Source organism: Mycoplana sp. MJR14, assembly GCF_029210525.1.
Classification (GTDB): Bacteria; Pseudomonadota; Alphaproteobacteria; order Rhizobiales; family Rhizobiaceae; genus Mycoplana.
In genome coordinates, this window is the sequence record NZ_JARGEO010000005.1 from 42328 (window position 1) to 58580 (window position 16253).

General features: G+C 67.2%; 19 protein-coding genes and 1 pseudogene. 9 read left to right on the forward strand and 11 right to left on the reverse strand.

Annotation, left to right across the window (positions count from 1 at the left end; all coding sequences use genetic code 11):
* Positions 1-82: 82 nt before the first annotated feature.
* Both P0086_RS13530 and P0086_RS13535 read right to left on the reverse strand, forming a co-directional pair.
* A complete protein-coding gene (locus P0086_RS13530; RefSeq protein WP_112593903.1) occupies positions 83-424 on the reverse strand; it encodes an SMR family transporter in 342 nt (113 codons plus the stop codon).
* Between the two features lie 45 nt (positions 425-469).
* Positions 470-1030, reverse strand: a complete 561-nt coding sequence (locus P0086_RS13535; protein WP_275786292.1) for a TetR/AcrR family transcriptional regulator — start codon at positions 1028-1030, stop codon at positions 470-472.
* A gap of 296 nt (positions 1031-1326) precedes the next feature.
* On the opposite strand from P0086_RS13535, the gene P0086_RS13540 reads away from it, so the two are divergent.
* Both P0086_RS13540 and P0086_RS13545 read left to right on the forward strand, forming a co-directional pair.
* Entirely contained in the window at positions 1327-1743 is a 417-nt protein-coding gene (locus P0086_RS13540) for a group II truncated hemoglobin (protein ID WP_275786296.1), read from the forward strand.
* Positions 1740-2111, forward strand: a complete 372-nt coding sequence (locus P0086_RS13545) for a DUF423 domain-containing protein (RefSeq protein WP_275786298.1) — start codon at positions 1740-1742, stop codon at positions 2109-2111. The genes P0086_RS13540 and P0086_RS13545 overlap by 4 nt, the downstream gene beginning before the upstream one ends.
* A gap of 276 nt (positions 2112-2387) precedes the next feature.
* On the opposite strand, the gene P0086_RS13550 is transcribed toward P0086_RS13545, so the two are convergent.
* From P0086_RS13550 to P0086_RS13565, 4 genes and pseudogenes are all read right to left on the reverse strand, one after another.
* Positions 2388-2672 carry a hypothetical protein gene (locus P0086_RS13550; protein ID WP_275786300.1) on the reverse strand — a complete coding sequence of 95 codons (285 nt, stop codon included), beginning with the start codon at positions 2670-2672 and terminating at the stop codon, positions 2388-2390.
* A pseudogene (locus P0086_RS13555) lies at positions 2669-2995 on the reverse strand (DUF2325 domain-containing protein); the annotation flags it as partial. The gene P0086_RS13550 and the pseudogene P0086_RS13555, both read right to left, overlap by 4 nt.
* Positions 2996-3503: 508 nt before the next feature.
* Positions 3504-4403, reverse strand: coding sequence for an energy transducer TonB (locus P0086_RS13560; RefSeq protein ID WP_275786303.1), 900 nt, complete (start codon positions 4401-4403; stop codon positions 3504-3506).
* A 50-nt stretch (positions 4404-4453) separates the two neighbouring features.
* Complete coding sequence (locus P0086_RS13565; protein WP_275786305.1) at positions 4454-4882, reverse strand: hypothetical protein; 429 nt, start codon at positions 4880-4882, stop codon at positions 4454-4456.
* Between the two features lie 294 nt (positions 4883-5176).
* Here P0086_RS13565 and P0086_RS13570 point away from each other — a divergent pair, with 294 nt between their 5' ends.
* The 6 genes from P0086_RS13570 (at position 5177) to P0086_RS13595 (ending at position 10218) form a co-directional block, all read left to right on the forward strand.
* Complete coding sequence (locus P0086_RS13570; protein WP_275786309.1) at positions 5177-6232, forward strand: ChuX/HutX family heme-like substrate-binding protein; 1056 nt, start codon at positions 5177-5179, stop codon at positions 6230-6232.
* A gap of 10 nt (positions 6233-6242) precedes the next feature.
* Positions 6243-7187 carry an ABC transporter substrate-binding protein gene (locus P0086_RS13575; RefSeq protein WP_275786311.1) on the forward strand — a complete coding sequence of 315 codons (945 nt, stop codon included), beginning with the start codon at positions 6243-6245 and terminating at the stop codon, positions 7185-7187.
* 25 nt (positions 7188-7212) lie between these two features.
* On the forward strand, positions 7213-8289 hold the full coding sequence (locus P0086_RS13580) for an iron ABC transporter permease (RefSeq protein WP_275786313.1): 1077 nt from the start codon (positions 7213-7215) through the stop codon (positions 8287-8289).
* 34 nt (positions 8290-8323) lie between these two features.
* Positions 8324-9112: a heme ABC transporter ATP-binding protein gene (locus P0086_RS13585; RefSeq protein ID WP_112593894.1), complete on the forward strand. Its 789-nt coding sequence runs from the start codon at positions 8324-8326 to the stop codon at positions 9110-9112.
* Between the two features lie 99 nt (positions 9113-9211).
* Entirely contained in the window at positions 9212-9589 is a 378-nt protein-coding gene (locus P0086_RS13590) for a hypothetical protein (protein ID WP_112593893.1), read from the forward strand.
* Positions 9590-9786: 197 nt separating this feature from the next.
* On the forward strand, positions 9787-10218 hold the full coding sequence (locus tag P0086_RS13595) for a hypothetical protein (protein WP_112593892.1): 432 nt from the start codon (positions 9787-9789) through the stop codon (positions 10216-10218).
* Between the two features lie 119 nt (positions 10219-10337).
* On the opposite strand, the gene P0086_RS13600 is transcribed toward P0086_RS13595, so the two are convergent.
* From P0086_RS13600 to P0086_RS13610, 3 genes are all read right to left on the reverse strand, one after another.
* On the reverse strand, positions 10338-11849 hold the full coding sequence (locus P0086_RS13600; protein ID WP_112593953.1) for an HWE histidine kinase domain-containing protein: 1512 nt from the start codon (positions 11847-11849) through the stop codon (positions 10338-10340).
* 123 nt (positions 11850-11972) lie between these two features.
* Positions 11973-12533 carry an RNA polymerase sigma factor gene (locus P0086_RS13605; protein WP_112593891.1) on the reverse strand — a complete coding sequence of 187 codons (561 nt, stop codon included), beginning with the start codon at positions 12531-12533 and terminating at the stop codon, positions 11973-11975.
* Complete coding sequence (locus P0086_RS13610) at positions 12530-12796, reverse strand: NepR family anti-sigma factor (protein ID WP_275786322.1); 267 nt, start codon at positions 12794-12796, stop codon at positions 12530-12532. Before P0086_RS13610 ends, P0086_RS13605 begins: the two co-directional genes overlap by 4 nt.
* Before the next feature lie 109 nt (positions 12797-12905).
* Here P0086_RS13610 and P0086_RS13615 point away from each other — a divergent pair, with 109 nt between their 5' ends.
* Positions 12906-13697: a response regulator gene (locus P0086_RS13615; RefSeq protein ID WP_112593889.1), complete on the forward strand. Its 792-nt coding sequence runs from the start codon at positions 12906-12908 to the stop codon at positions 13695-13697.
* Positions 13698-13969: 272 nt separating this feature from the next.
* Here the strand turns inward: P0086_RS13615 and P0086_RS13620 are convergent, their stop codons facing one another.
* Positions 13970-15553, reverse strand: coding sequence for an FGGY-family carbohydrate kinase (locus tag P0086_RS13620; RefSeq protein ID WP_275786326.1), 1584 nt, complete (start codon positions 15551-15553; stop codon positions 13970-13972).
* A 4-nt stretch (positions 15554-15557) separates the two neighbouring features.
* Complete coding sequence (locus P0086_RS13625; protein WP_112593887.1) at positions 15558-16244, reverse strand: HAD family hydrolase; 687 nt, start codon at positions 16242-16244, stop codon at positions 15558-15560.
* Positions 16245-16253 lie beyond the last annotated feature (9 nt).

Here is a 16253-nt window from a genome sequence, read left to right on the forward strand (position 1 = left end):
CCAATCGTCAATCCAAAGCGGTTTGAGCTCTTGTTTTAAAGCGGTTTGCGCGCTTGGCAAGCCCCAAAAGGCGATGAGGCCGTCAGTGGAAGGCGGATTTCGAGAACAGGTTCAGCACCAGGACTCCGGCGATGATCAGCCCGAGCCCGACCAGCGCTGCGAGGTCGAGCGTCTGGCCGAACACGAGATAGCCGACCATTGAGATCAGCACGATGCCGAGGCCGCTCCAGATGGCATAGGCGATGCCGACCGGGACGTAGCTCAGGCTCCACGACAGGAAATAGAAGGCGACCGCATAGCAGACCACCATGACCAGCGTCGGCCCGAGCCGCGTGAAATGCTGGGCCGCCTGCATCGCCGACGTGCCGAGCACCTCGAAAAGGATGGCGACCACCAGGACGGAATAGACGACGGCGAGGTTCATGACAGGCTCCGCAAGGAGAGAGATCGGGTTTCGGGATGAGAGGGGTCAGCCTCGGGACAGATCGAACAGGCGCTGCTTCATCGCCAGCGCCTGCCCCGGATCCATCGGATGGCTCTCGAGGACGGAAGCCAGCCACAGCCCGTCGAGGGCAAAGCGCGCCAGCACGCAATCGAGCGAGGAATCGGTGCCGACATTGAGCTCGGCCTGCAGCGCCACCCATTCCCGCCAGCGCGCGCGCAGGGCGGGCTCGGTCAGGAGCGGCATGGTCATGGCCTTCCAGCGCGCCTCTTCCGCCTGTGCGTCCGTGCCGAACGTGACGGCGACATAGGCCCGGGTGAAGCGGCCGTGCGGTTCCGGATCGGCGCGCATCGCCGCGTCGATCGCGGCATCCATGCGGGCGATCAGGTCGTCCAGCAGCCCGAACAGGAGCTCCGCCTTGCTCGGAAAATGATGCAGCAGACCGCCCTTGCTGACGCCGGCAGCGGCGGCGACGGCATCGAGCGTCAGGCCGGCCGCACCCTTTTCGACGCACAGATCGGCCGCGACCTCCAGCAGTTGCTGGCGGACGGCGTGCGGGTCCTTCTTGCGCTTGTGTGCGGTGCTCATGAGATAAACATACCGTCTGGACGGTTTTATTGCAAGAGCAGAGAGCGCCGAAACGGCAAAGCCGCGGAATCAATTCGGCGCTCGCCGGCTTCCGGCGGCAGTCCCGCCAGTGGCAGGAGACCACGCCCAGCCCCGCACCGCTCCGGCGTCCCGCCTCGCGCCACATCCAGAACCCCGACCGGCGTCCTACCTGGGACAACGCCCCGCGATCCGATGTCACAGGACGCGTGATGCCGTTGCCCCCTTCCCTGTCGTGAACTATCTGTGACGCAGGCGAAACCGGGCGAGGCTTGCAGGTGCAGGACGGACAGAGCGAAGGGGCGATCACCCTCTACGAGGCGGTGGGCGGCGAGGCGGGCGTGCGCGCGCTGACACGACGCTTCTACGCGCTGATGGACACGCTGCCGGAGGCGGCCGCCTGCCGGGCCATCCACCCCGCGGATCTTTCGGGCAGCGAGGAGAAGCTCTTCGAATATCTGAGCGGTTGGCTCGGCGGTCCGCCGCTCTATACCGAAAAGCGCGGGCATCCGATGCTGCGCCGGCGGCATTTCGTGGCCCCGATCGGCGCCGCCGAACGCGACGGCTGGCTCCTCTGCTTCACGCAGGCGCTGGAGGAGACGGTTCCGGGCCCGCAACTGCGTGCGGTCCTGCTGGCGCCGGTGACGAGGCTTGCCGAGCATATGGTCAACCAGGACGAGGAGGATGGTCGATGACGGTCTCGACCGCACGCCGCGCAACGCTGTTCACGGCCGGCCTGTTCGGCTTCGCCGGCGTCGTCAGCGCCGCCATCGCCTCGCATGCGAGCGGCGATCCACGGCTGATGGGCGGCGCCTCGGCCATGTGCCTCGCGCATGCCCCTGCCCTGCTGGCGCTCTATGCCGCCTGGCCGAGCCTGCGCACCGCCCCGCTCGCCGCGCTCCTCCTGATCGCCGGCACGCTTCTGTTTGCCGGCGACCTGACGATGCGCCACATGCTGGGACACGGATTGTTCCCCATGTCCGCGCCTACCGGCGGCACCCTGATGATGGCCGGCTGGCTCGCCGTCGCTCTCGGCAGCCTGCTGAGGCCGCGCGCGATCTGAGCAAGAGGGAATGAAGTGACGGGCCGGAAAACACGGGCCCGAAAACATGGGCCTGAAAACCGGGCTTGATAAACTGGGCCTGAACAGCGCGCCCGAAGCTGGCGCGGGCGAAACCGGATCGATTGCCGCAGCACCCGAGCCCGCGACGGACGCCGGGCGCTCGAAGCGCGCCGGGGCTGCGATGCCGGCGGCTGTCAGCGTCGCCGGATCAGCCGTGTGCTGGCACGCGCTTGGGACCAAACCATCCGCCGGATCAGGCGTGCCGCGCCGCCCGCTTCAGGCGGAGCCCTGCCGCCGGTGGGGCCGGGCCGCGCGCTGCGGGAAGGCGATGACATTGTCGCCGGCGCCGGCCGGCGTCCTCTCAGCCGCCTCGAACGGCATGGCGCGCGCAGGCGAGCGCGCCTCCCACACCGGAAAGATGGAGACGTTCGGGTTCTCCGCCTGCATCCGCGCCTCGCGCGTCAAGAGCGCATAGAGCTCGGGGATGAGCCCGTCCCCGTTCTGCGCGGCCAGCTTGTGCAGGCCGATCATCATGAAGCCGTCAGGCTTGTCACTGCTCATTGCACCGGATTTCCTTCGCTGAGGCTCTGCAGGGCCCGCTCGAAGCTGGACTTGCTGCCGTTGCGCAGCGGCACGAAGGCCTTTTCCCACTTCTTGCAGCCCGTCTTCACCCTGAGACACGCATCATGGCTGATGCAGTCGATCGGGCAGAACACACAGTCGACCGAGGGAAGCACGTTGTCGATTCGCGAGACCGCCTCGCGAAGGCCGCCGTCGTGATGGATGAGGTTGGCGCCGAACGCGCTGGCGATCTGGCGCAGATGCGCGACCTGGCAGTCGCGGCCGCCGACATAGAGAAAGTTGCGGCCTTCGAGCGCCGCCTTGGCCGTGGCATCGCCGTCGCCGTCGGCACCGTCCGCCGGCTGGCCCTGCTTTTCGGCAGCGGTCCTGCGGTCGATCTCGATCGTCCGCCGCTTCACCCGGGTCACCTCGACGGTCCGCTGCGGCCGCGCTTCGGGGGCTGCGGGACGAGCCGGTTGCGCCTTGCTCTCGCCGGCATGGGCCGATGCGGACGCAAGGCGGGCCTTCAATGCGGCGACCTCTTTTTCCAGGGCGGCGATCCGGGCGTCACGCGCCGTCACCATCGCCCTCAGCACCTGCTCGCGCTGGCCGTCCTTGCCTGCCTGCATGCGTCACTCCTCGCGCTCTGGGCCAACCTGCCCGTTTCGATTGGCGCGACCCTACAAAACATGATTTCTGGAGTAAAGTATAAACATGATAAATTTCATCATCTTTTTTGACCAACCGCAAGTCGCACCAGGAAGCCCGGCGGAATGGTCGCGGCAAGAGCGGACCGACCGGCACCCGGCGCGGGGCTGCGGGCCGGTGCGCCTATCGCTTGAAGGTGATCGGGACGTTGAAGGACCAGGAAGAGCGGCCGGCTTCCGCCGGGATCTCCGGGAACGGTGAGGCGCGACGGACGGCGTCGAGCGCCGCCTGGTCGATGTTCGGTTCGCCGGAACTCCTGGCGATGCGAATGCTGGTGGCCTCGCCCGAGGCGGTGACGACAAAGGCGACGGTGACGACGCCCCGGCCCTTCGCGCTCCGCTTGGATCGATTGATCTTGCTGTGGACCTTGCCCGGATAGTTGCTGACCGCGGCGTTTCCGGCCGTGGCACTCCCCTTCTTCTGGCCGCCGGGCGAAGACGTGGTCACCCCGGTGGATCCGGTGGCCACGCCGCGCGTTGCCGCCTTCGGGCTGTTGCCCTCGTTGCCGGCCTTCTTCGCCTTCTTCTTCTCGGGCTTCTTCTCGACCGGCTTTTCCGCCTTCTTTTTAAGCGGCTCGATCGCCTGCGGCGGCTTTTCCACGATCTCCGGCCGGATGTCGGGAACCGGTATGGCGGCGATCTCGACCTCGGCGCCCTGGATCTCGACGGCTTCGCTCATCTCGGGAACGAACTCTTCCGCCTCCGGCGTCGGCGCGACCTCGCTCGGCGCGACCTCGTCGGGCACGACCTCCTGCGGCATGATCTCGGTCACCGGCTGGGTCAGCGGCTCGACGGTCTCCGGCTCCATCTCCTCGGTCGGCTGGATCTCCTCCGGCGAACCCGATTCGATCGCATCGAAGGCATTGTTTCCGAGCATCGCCACTTCGGCGACGACGCTGCCGCCTGCGACCTGCGCCACGTCCGGTTCCGGCTCGGGCGCGAGCGTCAGGATCGCCGCCGCACCCGCATGGGTGATCAGCGACAGGACGATCGCCGCGCCCCAGATTGTCTTGTTGCCGGCCATGGCTACACCTTCACTCCAAACTCGATCCAACAGACAGCGCGGGCGCCGGCTTATCCTTCGAACCCGACCGGCGTGTTGCTGCGCGTGACGATCCCGCTCATGCAGGCACCGGCGGCAATGCCCTCGCCCTCGCAGACGGGGGAATCGTTGATCAGGACCCGCTTGACGTTGTCGCATTGCGTGCCGGGCAGATCGAACTGCCGCACCTTCGTCTTGCCCTGCGGCAGGTCGCGGAAATCGAGCACGATCATCCGCTCGACCGTTCCCGTCCCGTTGAAGAGCACGAATTCGAACTTGGCGCGCGCCACGTTCTTCTCCATCCCGTTGCCGACGACGAAGGTGAAGACGCAACCGCGCTCGGACGGCGCCACCGCATTCAGCTCCACCTGCAGGCCCTTCGCCGGCTGGGCATCCTGCGACCACGTGCTTGCGGCAGACAGGGCCAGGGCCATCACGGACAGGGCTGCAGTTCGGATCATCGGGGTGCCTCGACTGTTCGACAAAATCAAAACCCGGACATGCACCGCCACAATGAAGCAATTGTGGATTGCATGGCGCATTTCAACCAGAGGCCGATCCGGTATTGCGTCCATAAATAAATATGACTATGAAAGTCAAGAAAGTTTAACGAAAACGACGTTCAATCCCCTGTGAATGCTCGCAAATTTCTTGCGTGACAGTGGCGCCGGGTTTCCGCCGAGATCGGCACCGCGTCCGGCGCTGCGCAGGGGTTCGAAGATTTTGAGCAACCGGACTTCGAGCAGGCAGACGCCATGACGGAAAAGCAGCCCCCCACTCCTTCCGAGATCCGCGCATACCGGGCTGAAAACCCCAAGCTGCGCGAGCGTGACGTCGCAGTCCAGCTCGGGATTTCCGAAGCCGCGCTCATTGCGGCCGAAGTGGGCTTGACGGCCGTCCGCATCGACAGCAGCGCCAACCGCCTGCTGGAACGGGCGCCGCTGCTCGGAGAGGTAATGGTGCTGACCCGCAACGACAGCGCCGTGCACGAGAAGATCGGTGTCTACGAGAACGTGACGACCGGCCAGTATGCCTCGATCGTGCTCGGCGAAAACGTCGACCTCCGCATCTTCCCGCAGATGTGGGCGCACGGCTTTGCGGTGAGCAAGGGCGAGGGCAACGACATCCGCCGCAGCCTGCAATATTTCGACGCCGCCGGAAACGCCGTCCAGAAGATCCACCTGCGGCCCGCCTCCAACCTCGACGCCTATCTCGAGCTCGTCGACGCGTTCCGCCTGGAAGACCAGTCGCAGGAATTCGTCGCGGCAACCCCTGCGGCGTCGGAGAAGGAGGAGACCGGCCCCGTCGATGTCCCGGTCCTGCGCCAGAACTGGAGCGAGATGACCGATACGCACCAGTTCTTCGGCATGCTGAAGAAGCTCAAGATCGGCCGGCGCGACGCCGTCCGCAGCGTCGGCGAGGACTATGCCTGGCAGGTCGCCGGCAATGCGGCCGAGTTCATGCTGCGGGCCGCGGCCGAGAAAGGCACGCAGATCATGTGCTTCGTCGGCAACAGCGGCACGATCCAGATCCACACCGGCACCGTCAGCAGGGTCGAGCCGATGGGACCCTGGATCAACGTGATGGATCCGACCTTCCATCTCCACCTGCGCCAGGATCACATTTCGGAATGCTGGGTCGTGCGCAAGCCGACCAAGGACGGCCATGTCACCTCGCTGGAGGCCTACGATGCCAAGGGCGAGATGATCATCCAGTTCTTCGGCAAGCGGAAGGAAGGCAATGTCGAGCTCGCGGCATGGCGCGACATCCTCGACGGCCTGCCGCGGGTCAACGCCAGCGTCGCAGCTTGAGGAAACGCACATGAAGCGCTCCCACTTCTTCCGGACACCGCGCCGTGCGGCGCTCGCCCTGACGGCCCTGGCCCTCGCCCTGCCCTCCGCCTTGTCGGCGGTGACGGGCTCAATGGGCCTCGTTTCCCCCGCCGCCGCGCAGGAGACGCAGAAGGCCGACACCGCACGCATCGTCGTGATCGGCGGCGCCCTGACCGAGATCGTCTATGCGCTCGGCGAGGAGCGCCGCCTGATCGCGCGCGATTCCACCAGCACCTATCCCGAAGCCGCGATGAGCCTGCCGGACGTCGGTTACATGCGCGCCCTGTCGCCCGAAGGCGTCCTCGGCGTCGATCCGAGCGCGATCCTGGCCATCGAGGGGAGCGGCCCGCCGGATGCGCTGGCGGTGCTGAAGAACGCGGGCGTACCCTTCACCACCGTGCCCGAGGGCTACGACCGCGCCGCGATCCTCAACAAGATCGCCGTCGTCGGCGATTTCCTCGGCGTTCCCGACAAGGCGCAGGCGCTTGCCGACACGGTCGGCGCCGATCTCGACAAGGCCGTCGCCGACGCCGCCAGGCGCCCCGAAGGCGAGCGCAAGCGCGTGCTCTTCATCCTGAGTTTCCAGGACGGAAAGATCATGGCGGCAGGCGCCCACACCGCCGCCGACGGCATCCTCAGGCTCGCCGGCGCCGTCAATGCGACCGACGCGGCCTTCCCCGGATACAAGGCGATGTCGGACGAGGCGATCGTCGAGGCCAAGCCCGACGCGATCATGGTGATGGCGCGCGGCGGCCACGACGACAGCGACGAGCAGCTTCTGGCCCACCCGGCCATCGCGCTGACGCCGGCGGCGGCCACGAAGTCCGTCATCCGCATGAACGGCCTCCAGCTCCTCGGTTTCGGTCCGCGCACCGCATCGGCGATCCGCGACCTCAACGACCGGCTGTATGGCAAGGCCAATGTCTCTCAGTGACGCAGCAAGGTCGGGAGCCCGGGGCATGATTGGTCACCGGCTGCGCCTCGGTGCCGAGGGTGATCGCACCGGCCTCGCCCGGCTCGTCATCGCGGCACTGGCCGTTCTGACGGTCCTCGTCCTCCTGCTGTCGACGGCGACCGGCGCCTCGGATGCCTCGGTGGTCGATGTCGCCCTGTCGCTCGTCAGCGGCGAGCCCTCCTCCGTGCTCAGCCAGCGCGACCACATCATCGTGATCGATATTCGCCTGCCGCGCGCGTTGCTCGGGCTCGTGATCGGGGCGGCGCTGGCGGTGTCGGGCGTGGTCATGCAGGGCCTTTTCCGCAATCCGCTGGCGGATCCGGGCCTGATCGGCATTTCCTCGGGCGCCGCCCTCGGCGCCGTGCTGATGATCGTGCTCGGCGGGGCGCTGCCGGCCGTGTTCCTCGGCCTCATAGGCGCCTTTGCGCTGCCGCTGGCCGCCTTCACCGGCGGTCTGGTCGCGACGCTTCTGCTCTACCGGATCGCCACGCGCCACGGCCAGACCTCGATTGCGACCATGCTTCTGGCCGGCCTGGCGATCGCCGCCCTGGCGAATGCCGTCACGGGCGTGCTGATCTACGTGGCCGACGACCGCCAGCTGCGCGACGTCACCTTCTGGAGCCTCGGCTCGCTGGCCGGCGCGACCTGGCCGAAGGTCGTCACCGCCGGCCCGATCATCCTGCTGTCGCTCTCGGTCCTGCCGTTCCTGGCCCGCGGCCTGAATGCGATCACGCTCGGCGAGGCAACCGCCTTCCACATGGGCGTGAAGGTCCAGAAGCTGAAGAACATCGCCGTCGTCAGCGTGGCCGCGGCGATCGGCGCCGCCGTCGCCGTCAGCGGCGGCATCGCCTTCGTCGGCATCGTCGTCCCGCATGTGCTGCGCATGGTCATCGGTCCCGACCACCGCTACCTGCTGCCCGCCTCGGCCCTCCTCGGCGGCATCCTGCTTCTGGCCGCCGACATGTTCGCCCGCACCATCGTCGCACCGGCCGAGCTGCCGATCGGCATCGTCACCGCGCTCGCGGGCGCGCCGTTCTTCCTCTGGGTGCTGCTGCGGCACCGCGCATCCACCGGCCTGTGACGGCGGCGGGCGAACAAACGCATTCGGAACCGACATGATCTGCGCCAAGAACCTCTCCGTCCGCCTTGCCGGCAAGCTGATCGTCGATGCGCTGTCGCTCACGGCGAAGGCCGGCCAGGTGACGGCGATCGTCGGCCCGAACGGCAGCGGCAAGACCACGACGATGAAGGCGATCTCCGGCGAGATCGCCAGCAGCGGCGAGCTGACGATCAACGGTGACGACATGCGCAAACTCGAGCCCTGGCAGCTCGCCGTGCGCCGCGCCGTGCTGCCGCAGTCGACGACCATCACCTTCCCCTTCACCGTTCGCGAAATCGTGCGCATGGGGCTTTCGACCGGGCTGAACAACGACGCCGCGCATGCGCAGGCGATCGCTGCCGCCGCGCTCGCCGCCGTCGACCTGGAGGGCTTCGAGGGCCGCTTCTACCAGGAGCTTTCCGGCGGCGAGCAGCAGCGCGTCCAGCTCGCGCGCGTCCTGACGCAGATCTGGGACCCCGTCCTCGACGGCAGGCCGTGCTTCCTGATGCTCGACGAGCCCGTCTCCAGCCTCGACATCCGCCACCAGCTGACGATCATGCAGCTCGCCCGCAACTATTGCCTGCGCGGCGGCGGCGTGATCGCGGTCATGCACGACCTCAACCTGACGGCGATGTTCGCCGACCACATGGTGATGATGAAGAAGGGCAAGGCGATCGCCGCGGGTGCGCCGGCGGACGTCCTCACCGACGCGGCGATGGAAGAGGTCTTCGGCTGCCGCATGCGCGTCAGCGGCTTGCCTGCCGCGGGAACTCCGTTCATTCTGCCGCAGACGGCCGTTCTGTAGGCCCCCTCTCTCGCCAGTCACCGGGGGAACCTTTCCGGGCCGTCGACGTTGTGCCGGCACAACTTTAGTTTTGCGTTCGAACAGGCAAAGGAGGGTGTAATGGCATCCGGAATGTTCTCCCGCGGCAAGGACCGCACGGTTTCCGAGACAGCTGCAACGATCGAGGACCAGATCGCCGAGCTGCGCGATCAGATCTCGTCGCTGGCCAAGCTCGTGGCGCAGGACGTCGCCGACGGGACGGAAAGCGCCCGCGACCGCTTCTCGATGTTCCGCAGGAATGCGCGCCAGGCCGGTTCCGACGCCTCCGACAGCCTCGAGGAGCTGATCGCAAGCGGCGAGGAAATTCTGGCCGAGCTGACCGCCCGCTACAAGGATACCGGCCGCGAGGTGCGCCGCACCGTCAAGGACCACCCCTTTGCCACGCTCGGCGCCGCCGCGCTCGCCGGCTTCGTCATCGCCGCCATCCTGCGGCGCTGACATCAGCCTATTGGGGACGATTGCCTGTCGGATGCGCGTGCCGTTTCCGTCGCCGCGAAAACCGGCGGCGGTCGGAACACAAGGAGCCCGAAATGATCGCGGGCTCGCAGTGGCCGGCAAGGCAAGACAGGCAGGATGCGCCAGGAACCGGAGAGCCGCCGGGGGCCGTCTGAAATCACATCCAGGAGCGGGAATTCATGTTGTCGATCGTCGCCGCCCTCGCCCAGAACATGCTCTTCCGGGTCGAGGACAGGATTGAGGAAACCCTGCAGCGCTCGAAGCGCAACGCCATCTTTGCCGGCATCGCCGGCCTGCTTCTCCTGACCGCCTATGTGCTGGCGGTCGCTGCCCTTTCGGTCACCCTCGCCGAGCGCTACGGCACGGTCCCCGCCCTCCTCGGGCTCGCCGGCGGGGTGGCGACGCTGGCGCTGGTGCTGATCGCCGTCCTTCTCTACCTGAACAACCGCGACGCCAGGCTGCGCCGGCGGCGGCGCGAGCAGATGCGCGCCCGCACCCAGCTCGCCGCGGTGGCGGCCGGTTCCGCCGCCCGCAACCCGCTTGCAACCGCGGCACTCGGCGTCGCGCTGGCGCTGCTGCTGCGCCCGGGCAAGCGCAAGCGCGACGACTGATCCTCCTTCTTCCGGAAACTTGAAACGACCGGCACGACCTGCCCGCAGCGCCCGAAGTCCGGGCCGATGCATCGCGGCCGGTCGGACCGCAGCGCCGCGAGCCGCGCCGGTCGACCGCCTCAGGCCTGGTCGAGCGGCAGCCTGATGATGGCGGTGAGGCCGCTGGGCAGGAACTCGAGATGGACGTCGCTGCCCAGCACCTTGTCGAGGCTCCGCTCGATCAGGATCAGACCGAAGCCCCGGCGCTGCGGCGGCTCGACGGGCGGCCCGCCCTTTTCGTGCCAGGTCATGTGCAGGACCGACTGGCCGTCTTCCTCCAGCACCCGGGCGGTGATCACCAGCTTGCCGCCGGGAACCGACAGCGCGCCGAAGCGACGCGCGTTCGTCGCGAGCTCGTGCAGCACGAGACCGAGCCCGATCGACTGGTCGGGGCGGAGCTGGACCTCGTCCTTGTGGATCTCCACCTGTCGTTCGAAGTCGTCGACGACGGGGCGCAGCTGCGCCTGCAACAGGGCGGTCAGCCGGATCGTGCCCCATTCCTGATCGCTGAGAAGCCCGTGCGCCTCGGAGATCGACTGCAGCCGCCCGGCGAAGGCCTCCATGAAGGCCTCCGGATCCTTGGTCTGCCGCAGCGTCTGGCGCGCCAGCGACTGCAGCATCGCGAGCGTATTCTTGACCCTGTGGTTGAGTTCGCGCAGCAACAGCCGCATCCGCTCCGAGGCGATCTGTCCCTCGGTGACGTCGAGGGTGACGCCGAGGAACATGTGCGGCTTGCCGTCCGCGTCCCATTCATGCACGCGGCCGCGGCCGAGAAGCCAGCGCCCGGACGATCCCGCCCGGAACATGCCGTCATATTCGCCGCCGGTCTCCAGCGCATTGCGCAGCTTGTCGATCGTCGCGGACCTGTCGGTGGCGTGGATTGCCTGGAACATCCGGCGCGCCGTCAGGCCGTCACCGCGCTTGATGTCCAGCATGCGCAGGAGCGGCGCATTGCCGACCACCGTGCCGGTCCTGATGTCCCACAGCCAGCTTCCGACATTGGCGGCGTCGAGCGCCTCGGCGTGCCGCTGCTCCTCGCGCGCGATCGCCGCGTTGGCGAGCGCCCGGCGGCGCGCCTCCTCCTTGAGAAGCAGAAGCGAGCCGGCCAGCTTGGCGAGCTGCTGCAGGTGCAGCAGCGCCTCATCGCTGGCCCCGGCACGGGGCGCGACGTCCAGGACGCAGACGCTGCCGATCGGCTGGCCGGCATGGATGATGGCGGCGCCGGCGTAGAAGCGCACGAAGGGCGCGCCGGTGACGTTGGGCAGGCCGGCGAACCTGGGGTCGGCGGTGGCGTCGGGCACGACGACGGGCGCGCCGCCCTCGGTCAGCAGCCGCGCGCAGAAGCTATCGGCCGCACTGGTGCCCACCTCGCTCAGGCCCTTGCGGGCCAGGAACCATTGCGTCGTGTCGCCGATCAGGGTGACGAGCGCGATCGGCGCGGAGAACAGTCCGGCGGCGAGATCGGCGATATCGGTGAAGTCCGCGTCCGGGCCGGCATAGGCGGGCAACGTCGCCCCCACCGCCTCCAGCCGCGCCGGAGAGGCAAGGGCGGCGGCGACGGCCACCGGCACGGACGAGGTCCGACTGTTCATGACGAGCCCGTGGGCCACGCGGACGGTGATCCCGCGTGCCTTCGCTCCATGCTGAGACCTTGCATGACCACTCTCCGAAACCTGCCCCTCACCTGTCAGCACCGGACAGGCGTCGTCGCCCCTTTATGATACGAAGGCCCGGGACGTCAGCGGCGCCGAAACCGCATCCGGACCGAATTCGCCCTCGTTGGTGATCTGCAGGATCTCCTGCAGCTTCTGCCGCGCACGGTTGACCCGGCTCTTGATCGTCCCCAGGGCGCAACCGCTGATTTCAGCCGCCTCCTCATAGGAGAAGCCGGACGCCCCGACAAGGATGATCGCCTCCCTCTGTTCGTCCGGAAGCTGTTCCAGCGCGCGCCGGAAGTCCTGCATGTCGAGCTTGCCGTACTGCGCCGGATGCTGGGCGAGGTTGGCCGTCAGCACGCCGTCGCTGTCCTGGACCTCGCGCCCGCGCTTCCGCAGCTTGCTGTAGAGTTCGTTGCGAAGGATCGTGAACAGCCACGCCTTCATGTTGGTGCCCATTTCGAACTGGTCCTGCTTGGCCCAGGCCTTCATGATGGTGTCCTGGACCAGATCGTCCGCCTCGTGATGGCGGCCGACGAGCGAGATGGCGAAGGCTCTCAGGCTGGGAAGGATGGAGAGCAATTCGCGCTTGAAAGTGTTGGTCGGTTCCGTTGCGCTCACCGATCGTCACTCCCCAACTGCATTTCCTGGCGCTGTTCGACGATACCCATTTCCCGCTGTTCGGCGAGATCCAGTTTTTCGAGGAGATCGAGAAATTTCTGCGGAATAGGTTCTTCCTGGACGGACAGGTAGAACGCGCGCAGACGGCTCGCGATCTGCCCTTCGGCCCCTTCTGACGTCATCGGAAATTCTGGTCGTTGCTGTTGTTTCACATCTCTGACTTTCAAAATGCTTCCGTTGTCCCCCACAAGGGAATTCGACATCTAGAATGCGGCGTGACGAAAAAGGTTCCGGCGCACGGAACCAAATTTGGGCGCACCCGTTCTCTGGTCAACCGGCAGTTCAGCCGTTCGCATCACAGGGGAGCATCCGATGCCGATTTCCGACCGCATTACGCCTCATCTGCCGCACCTGCGTCGCTACGCCCGCGCGCTCACCGGCACGCAGACTTCGGGTGACGCCTATGTCGCCGCCACGCTCGAAGCCATCCTGATGGATCCCGCCGTCTTTGCCAATGTCGACGACGATCGCCAGTGCCTGTTCCGGCTGCTGTCGCGGATGATCTCCTCCCTGCCCATCTCCATCAGCGATTCCGTTTCGATCCGCCCGGGCGTCGGCGCGCCCGTCGATCTCGGCGCGGTGCCGCCGCGCGTCCGCCAGGCCCTGCTGCTCGTGACGATGGAGAGCTTCCCGACCACGCAGGCCGCCGAGATCCTGGAGACCGACGAGGCCGAGGTGTGCGCGCTGCTCGACACCGCCTTCCGCGAGATCGCGGCCCAGAGCGAAACCGGCATCATGATCATCGAGGACGAACCGCTGATCGCCATGGACCTGGCCGACATGGTCAGCAACATGGGCCACCACGTCACCGGCATCGCGCGCACGCAGGCCGAGGCGGAGAAACTGTGGGGCGACACGAAGCCCGGTCTCATCCTCGCCGACGTCAAGCTTGCCGACGGCAGCTCCGGCATCGACGCCGTCACCTCCATTCTCGCCCGCACCCAGCTGCCGGTCATCTTCATCACCGCCTATCCGGAAAAGCTTCTGACCGGCGAGCGCCCGGAGCCCGCCTATCTGGTCAGCAAGCCCTTCCATCCCGACACCGTGAAGGTCCTGATCAACCAGGCGCTGATGACCAACCAGGCCCAGGCGGCGGCCGCCTGATATCCCCCATCCATTGCAGCACCCCTTGGGGACGAGGTTCACGCCTCGTCCTCTTTTTTGTTTCCGATGGGCTCTGTAACCGGCCCAAAATAAAGCAGCCAGCGCGGGGGGCGCTGGCTGCCTAAATTCCCGCAGGCCGGAGGGGACACGGCGAGCGGCTATTTCACCGGCTTTCGAGGGCCTCGCACTGGGGGAATGCGCATGCCGGTGACGTGGTAGAAACACCGCCACACGGAAAAGGTTCCGCGGCGATCAAGATTTTTTTCGAGACGTCAGACGATTTTTTCCAGCTCGTCGCGGTGGCGGTAGAGTGCCAGGAAACGGCGATATTCGCGATCATAGAGCGCGCGCCTGGCCGGATCGGAATGGAGCTCCTCCCCGCCCGGGTGCATGCCCTTGCCGGCCGCGGCGATATCCGCATGGAGACCGCCTGCGACCGAGGCCGCCATCGCCGTTCCGAGCAGCACCGCGTCGCTCGTCTTCGGCACCACGACGCGGCAGCCGGTCACGTCGCGATAGAGTTCCATCAGCAGCGGATTGTGCAGGTGCCCGCCGGTCACGTGCAGCGTCTCCAGCGCGTAGCCGCATTCGCCGAGCTTGTCGATGACGTGGCGGATGCCGAGCACGATGGCGACGCAGGTCTTCCAGTAGAGCCGACACAGGCTGTCGAACGTCGCGTCCAGCGACAGGCCGCTGATGACGCCGAGCCCGTGCGGGTCGGCGAGCGGCGAGCGGTTGCCGTGGAAGTCCGGCAGGACGTGCAGCCGTCCGGCGAACTCGTCGCCCTCGATCGCCCGCAATTCGCGGACGCGTGTGACGATGCGCTGGTGGGTGGCGGGCGTCGGATCGCCGCCGGCGCTGTGCAGCCGCACGATATGGTCGAGCAGGGCGCCGGTCGCCGACTGGCCGCCCTCTACCAGCCAGTGCCCGGGCAGGACCGCCTCGTAGTACGGGCCCCACATGCCAAAGCCGAACTTCTTCTCGCGCGAGAAGGCGACGACGCAGCTGGAGGTGCCGCCGATCAGCGCCAGTTGCCGCTCCAGCGCCCGTGGCTCGCCGGCGAACTGGCCGAGCACGCCGAGCGCGCCGGCATAGGCATCGATCATGCCCGCGCTGACGACGCAGCCGGTGTCGAGCCCGAGGTCGGCCGCCGCCCGTGCGCTGAGCTGCCCGATCGGCGCTCCGACCGGCACCGTCTCGTCCGGCAGCGATCCGCGCTGGCGCAGGTCCGGCAGCCCGATCCGCTCGAGGAAGTCCTCCCGCCAGCCGTCCTGCTCGTGCGCCAGATAGTTCCACTTCGCCGTGATCGTGCACCGCGAGCGGCCCGTCGAACCGGTCGCCTTCCATGTCATGAAGTCGGCGAGGTCGAAGAAATAGGATGCCTTCGCCCACTGCTCCGGCTGATGGCGCCTGAGCCACATCAGCTTCGGCATCTGCATTTCCGGCGACATCACCTTGCCGGAGTGGTCGAGCACCGGATGCTGTGTGGCGGTGCAGAAATCAGCTTCCGCGAGCGCGCGATGGTCGAGCCAGACGATCGTGTCCCAGCGCGGATCCTCGCCGCCGGAGACGGCAAGCTGGCCGGCATCGTGATCGCGCACGACAAGCGAGCAGGTCGCGTCGAAACCGAGCGCCGCCACCCGTTCCGCACTCACGCCGGCCGCCTCGCAGGCCGCCCGCACCGAAATGCAGACGGCGTTCCAGATGTCTTCGGAATCGTGTTCGGCGAAATTTTCCCGCGGCCGGTTCATCGCGATCGCCCGCTCGGCACGCGCAAGCAGGGTGCCGCTTCGATCGAAAACACCGGCACGGGCACTTCCAGTCCCGATGTCGACCGCAACGATCAGATCGCGCATGAAATCATGTTCCCGTCGGCCATTTATTGCCGACAAACTGGAGCAATTCACGCATGTCGTCAAACAGGATGTCCGGGTTCAGGCGGGCGAGCGACTCGCGATGACGAGGGTTCCTGGCATGCGTTCCGCCGGCAAAGGCGCAGACGCGCATGCCTGCCGCCTGCGCGGCCATCACCCCGGCCGGGCTGTCCTCGACCACGACGCAGGCCCGGGGTGCCACCCCCATGGCGCCGCTCGCATGCAGGAACAGGTCCGGCGCCGGTTTTCCGTTCGGCACCATGCTGGCGGAGAAGATGTTCGGCTCGAAGCAGTCGATCAGGCCGGTCACCGACAAAGACAGGCGGATGCGCTCGGGCTGGCTGGAGGAGGCGACGCAGACGGAGACCGGCAGCGCCTCGACGACCTGGCGGATGCTTTCGATCGGCTGCAGCTCCTCGCGGAAGCGCGCATAGAGCCGCTTGCGCATGCCCTCCAGGAAGTGATCGTCGACGGCGAGCCCGTAGTCCTCGTGCAGGATCTCCGACATGGTCTTCAGGCTCTTGCCGAGAAACCGGTCGGCAGCCTCGTCCGCATCCATGCTGACGCCTGCGCCGTCCAGGGCCTCGACGAGGACGGCCAGCGAGATCGGCTCGCTATCGACCAGCACGCCGTCGCAATCGAAGATCACCAGCTCGATCGGACCTGCCGCCATCGTCTCCAA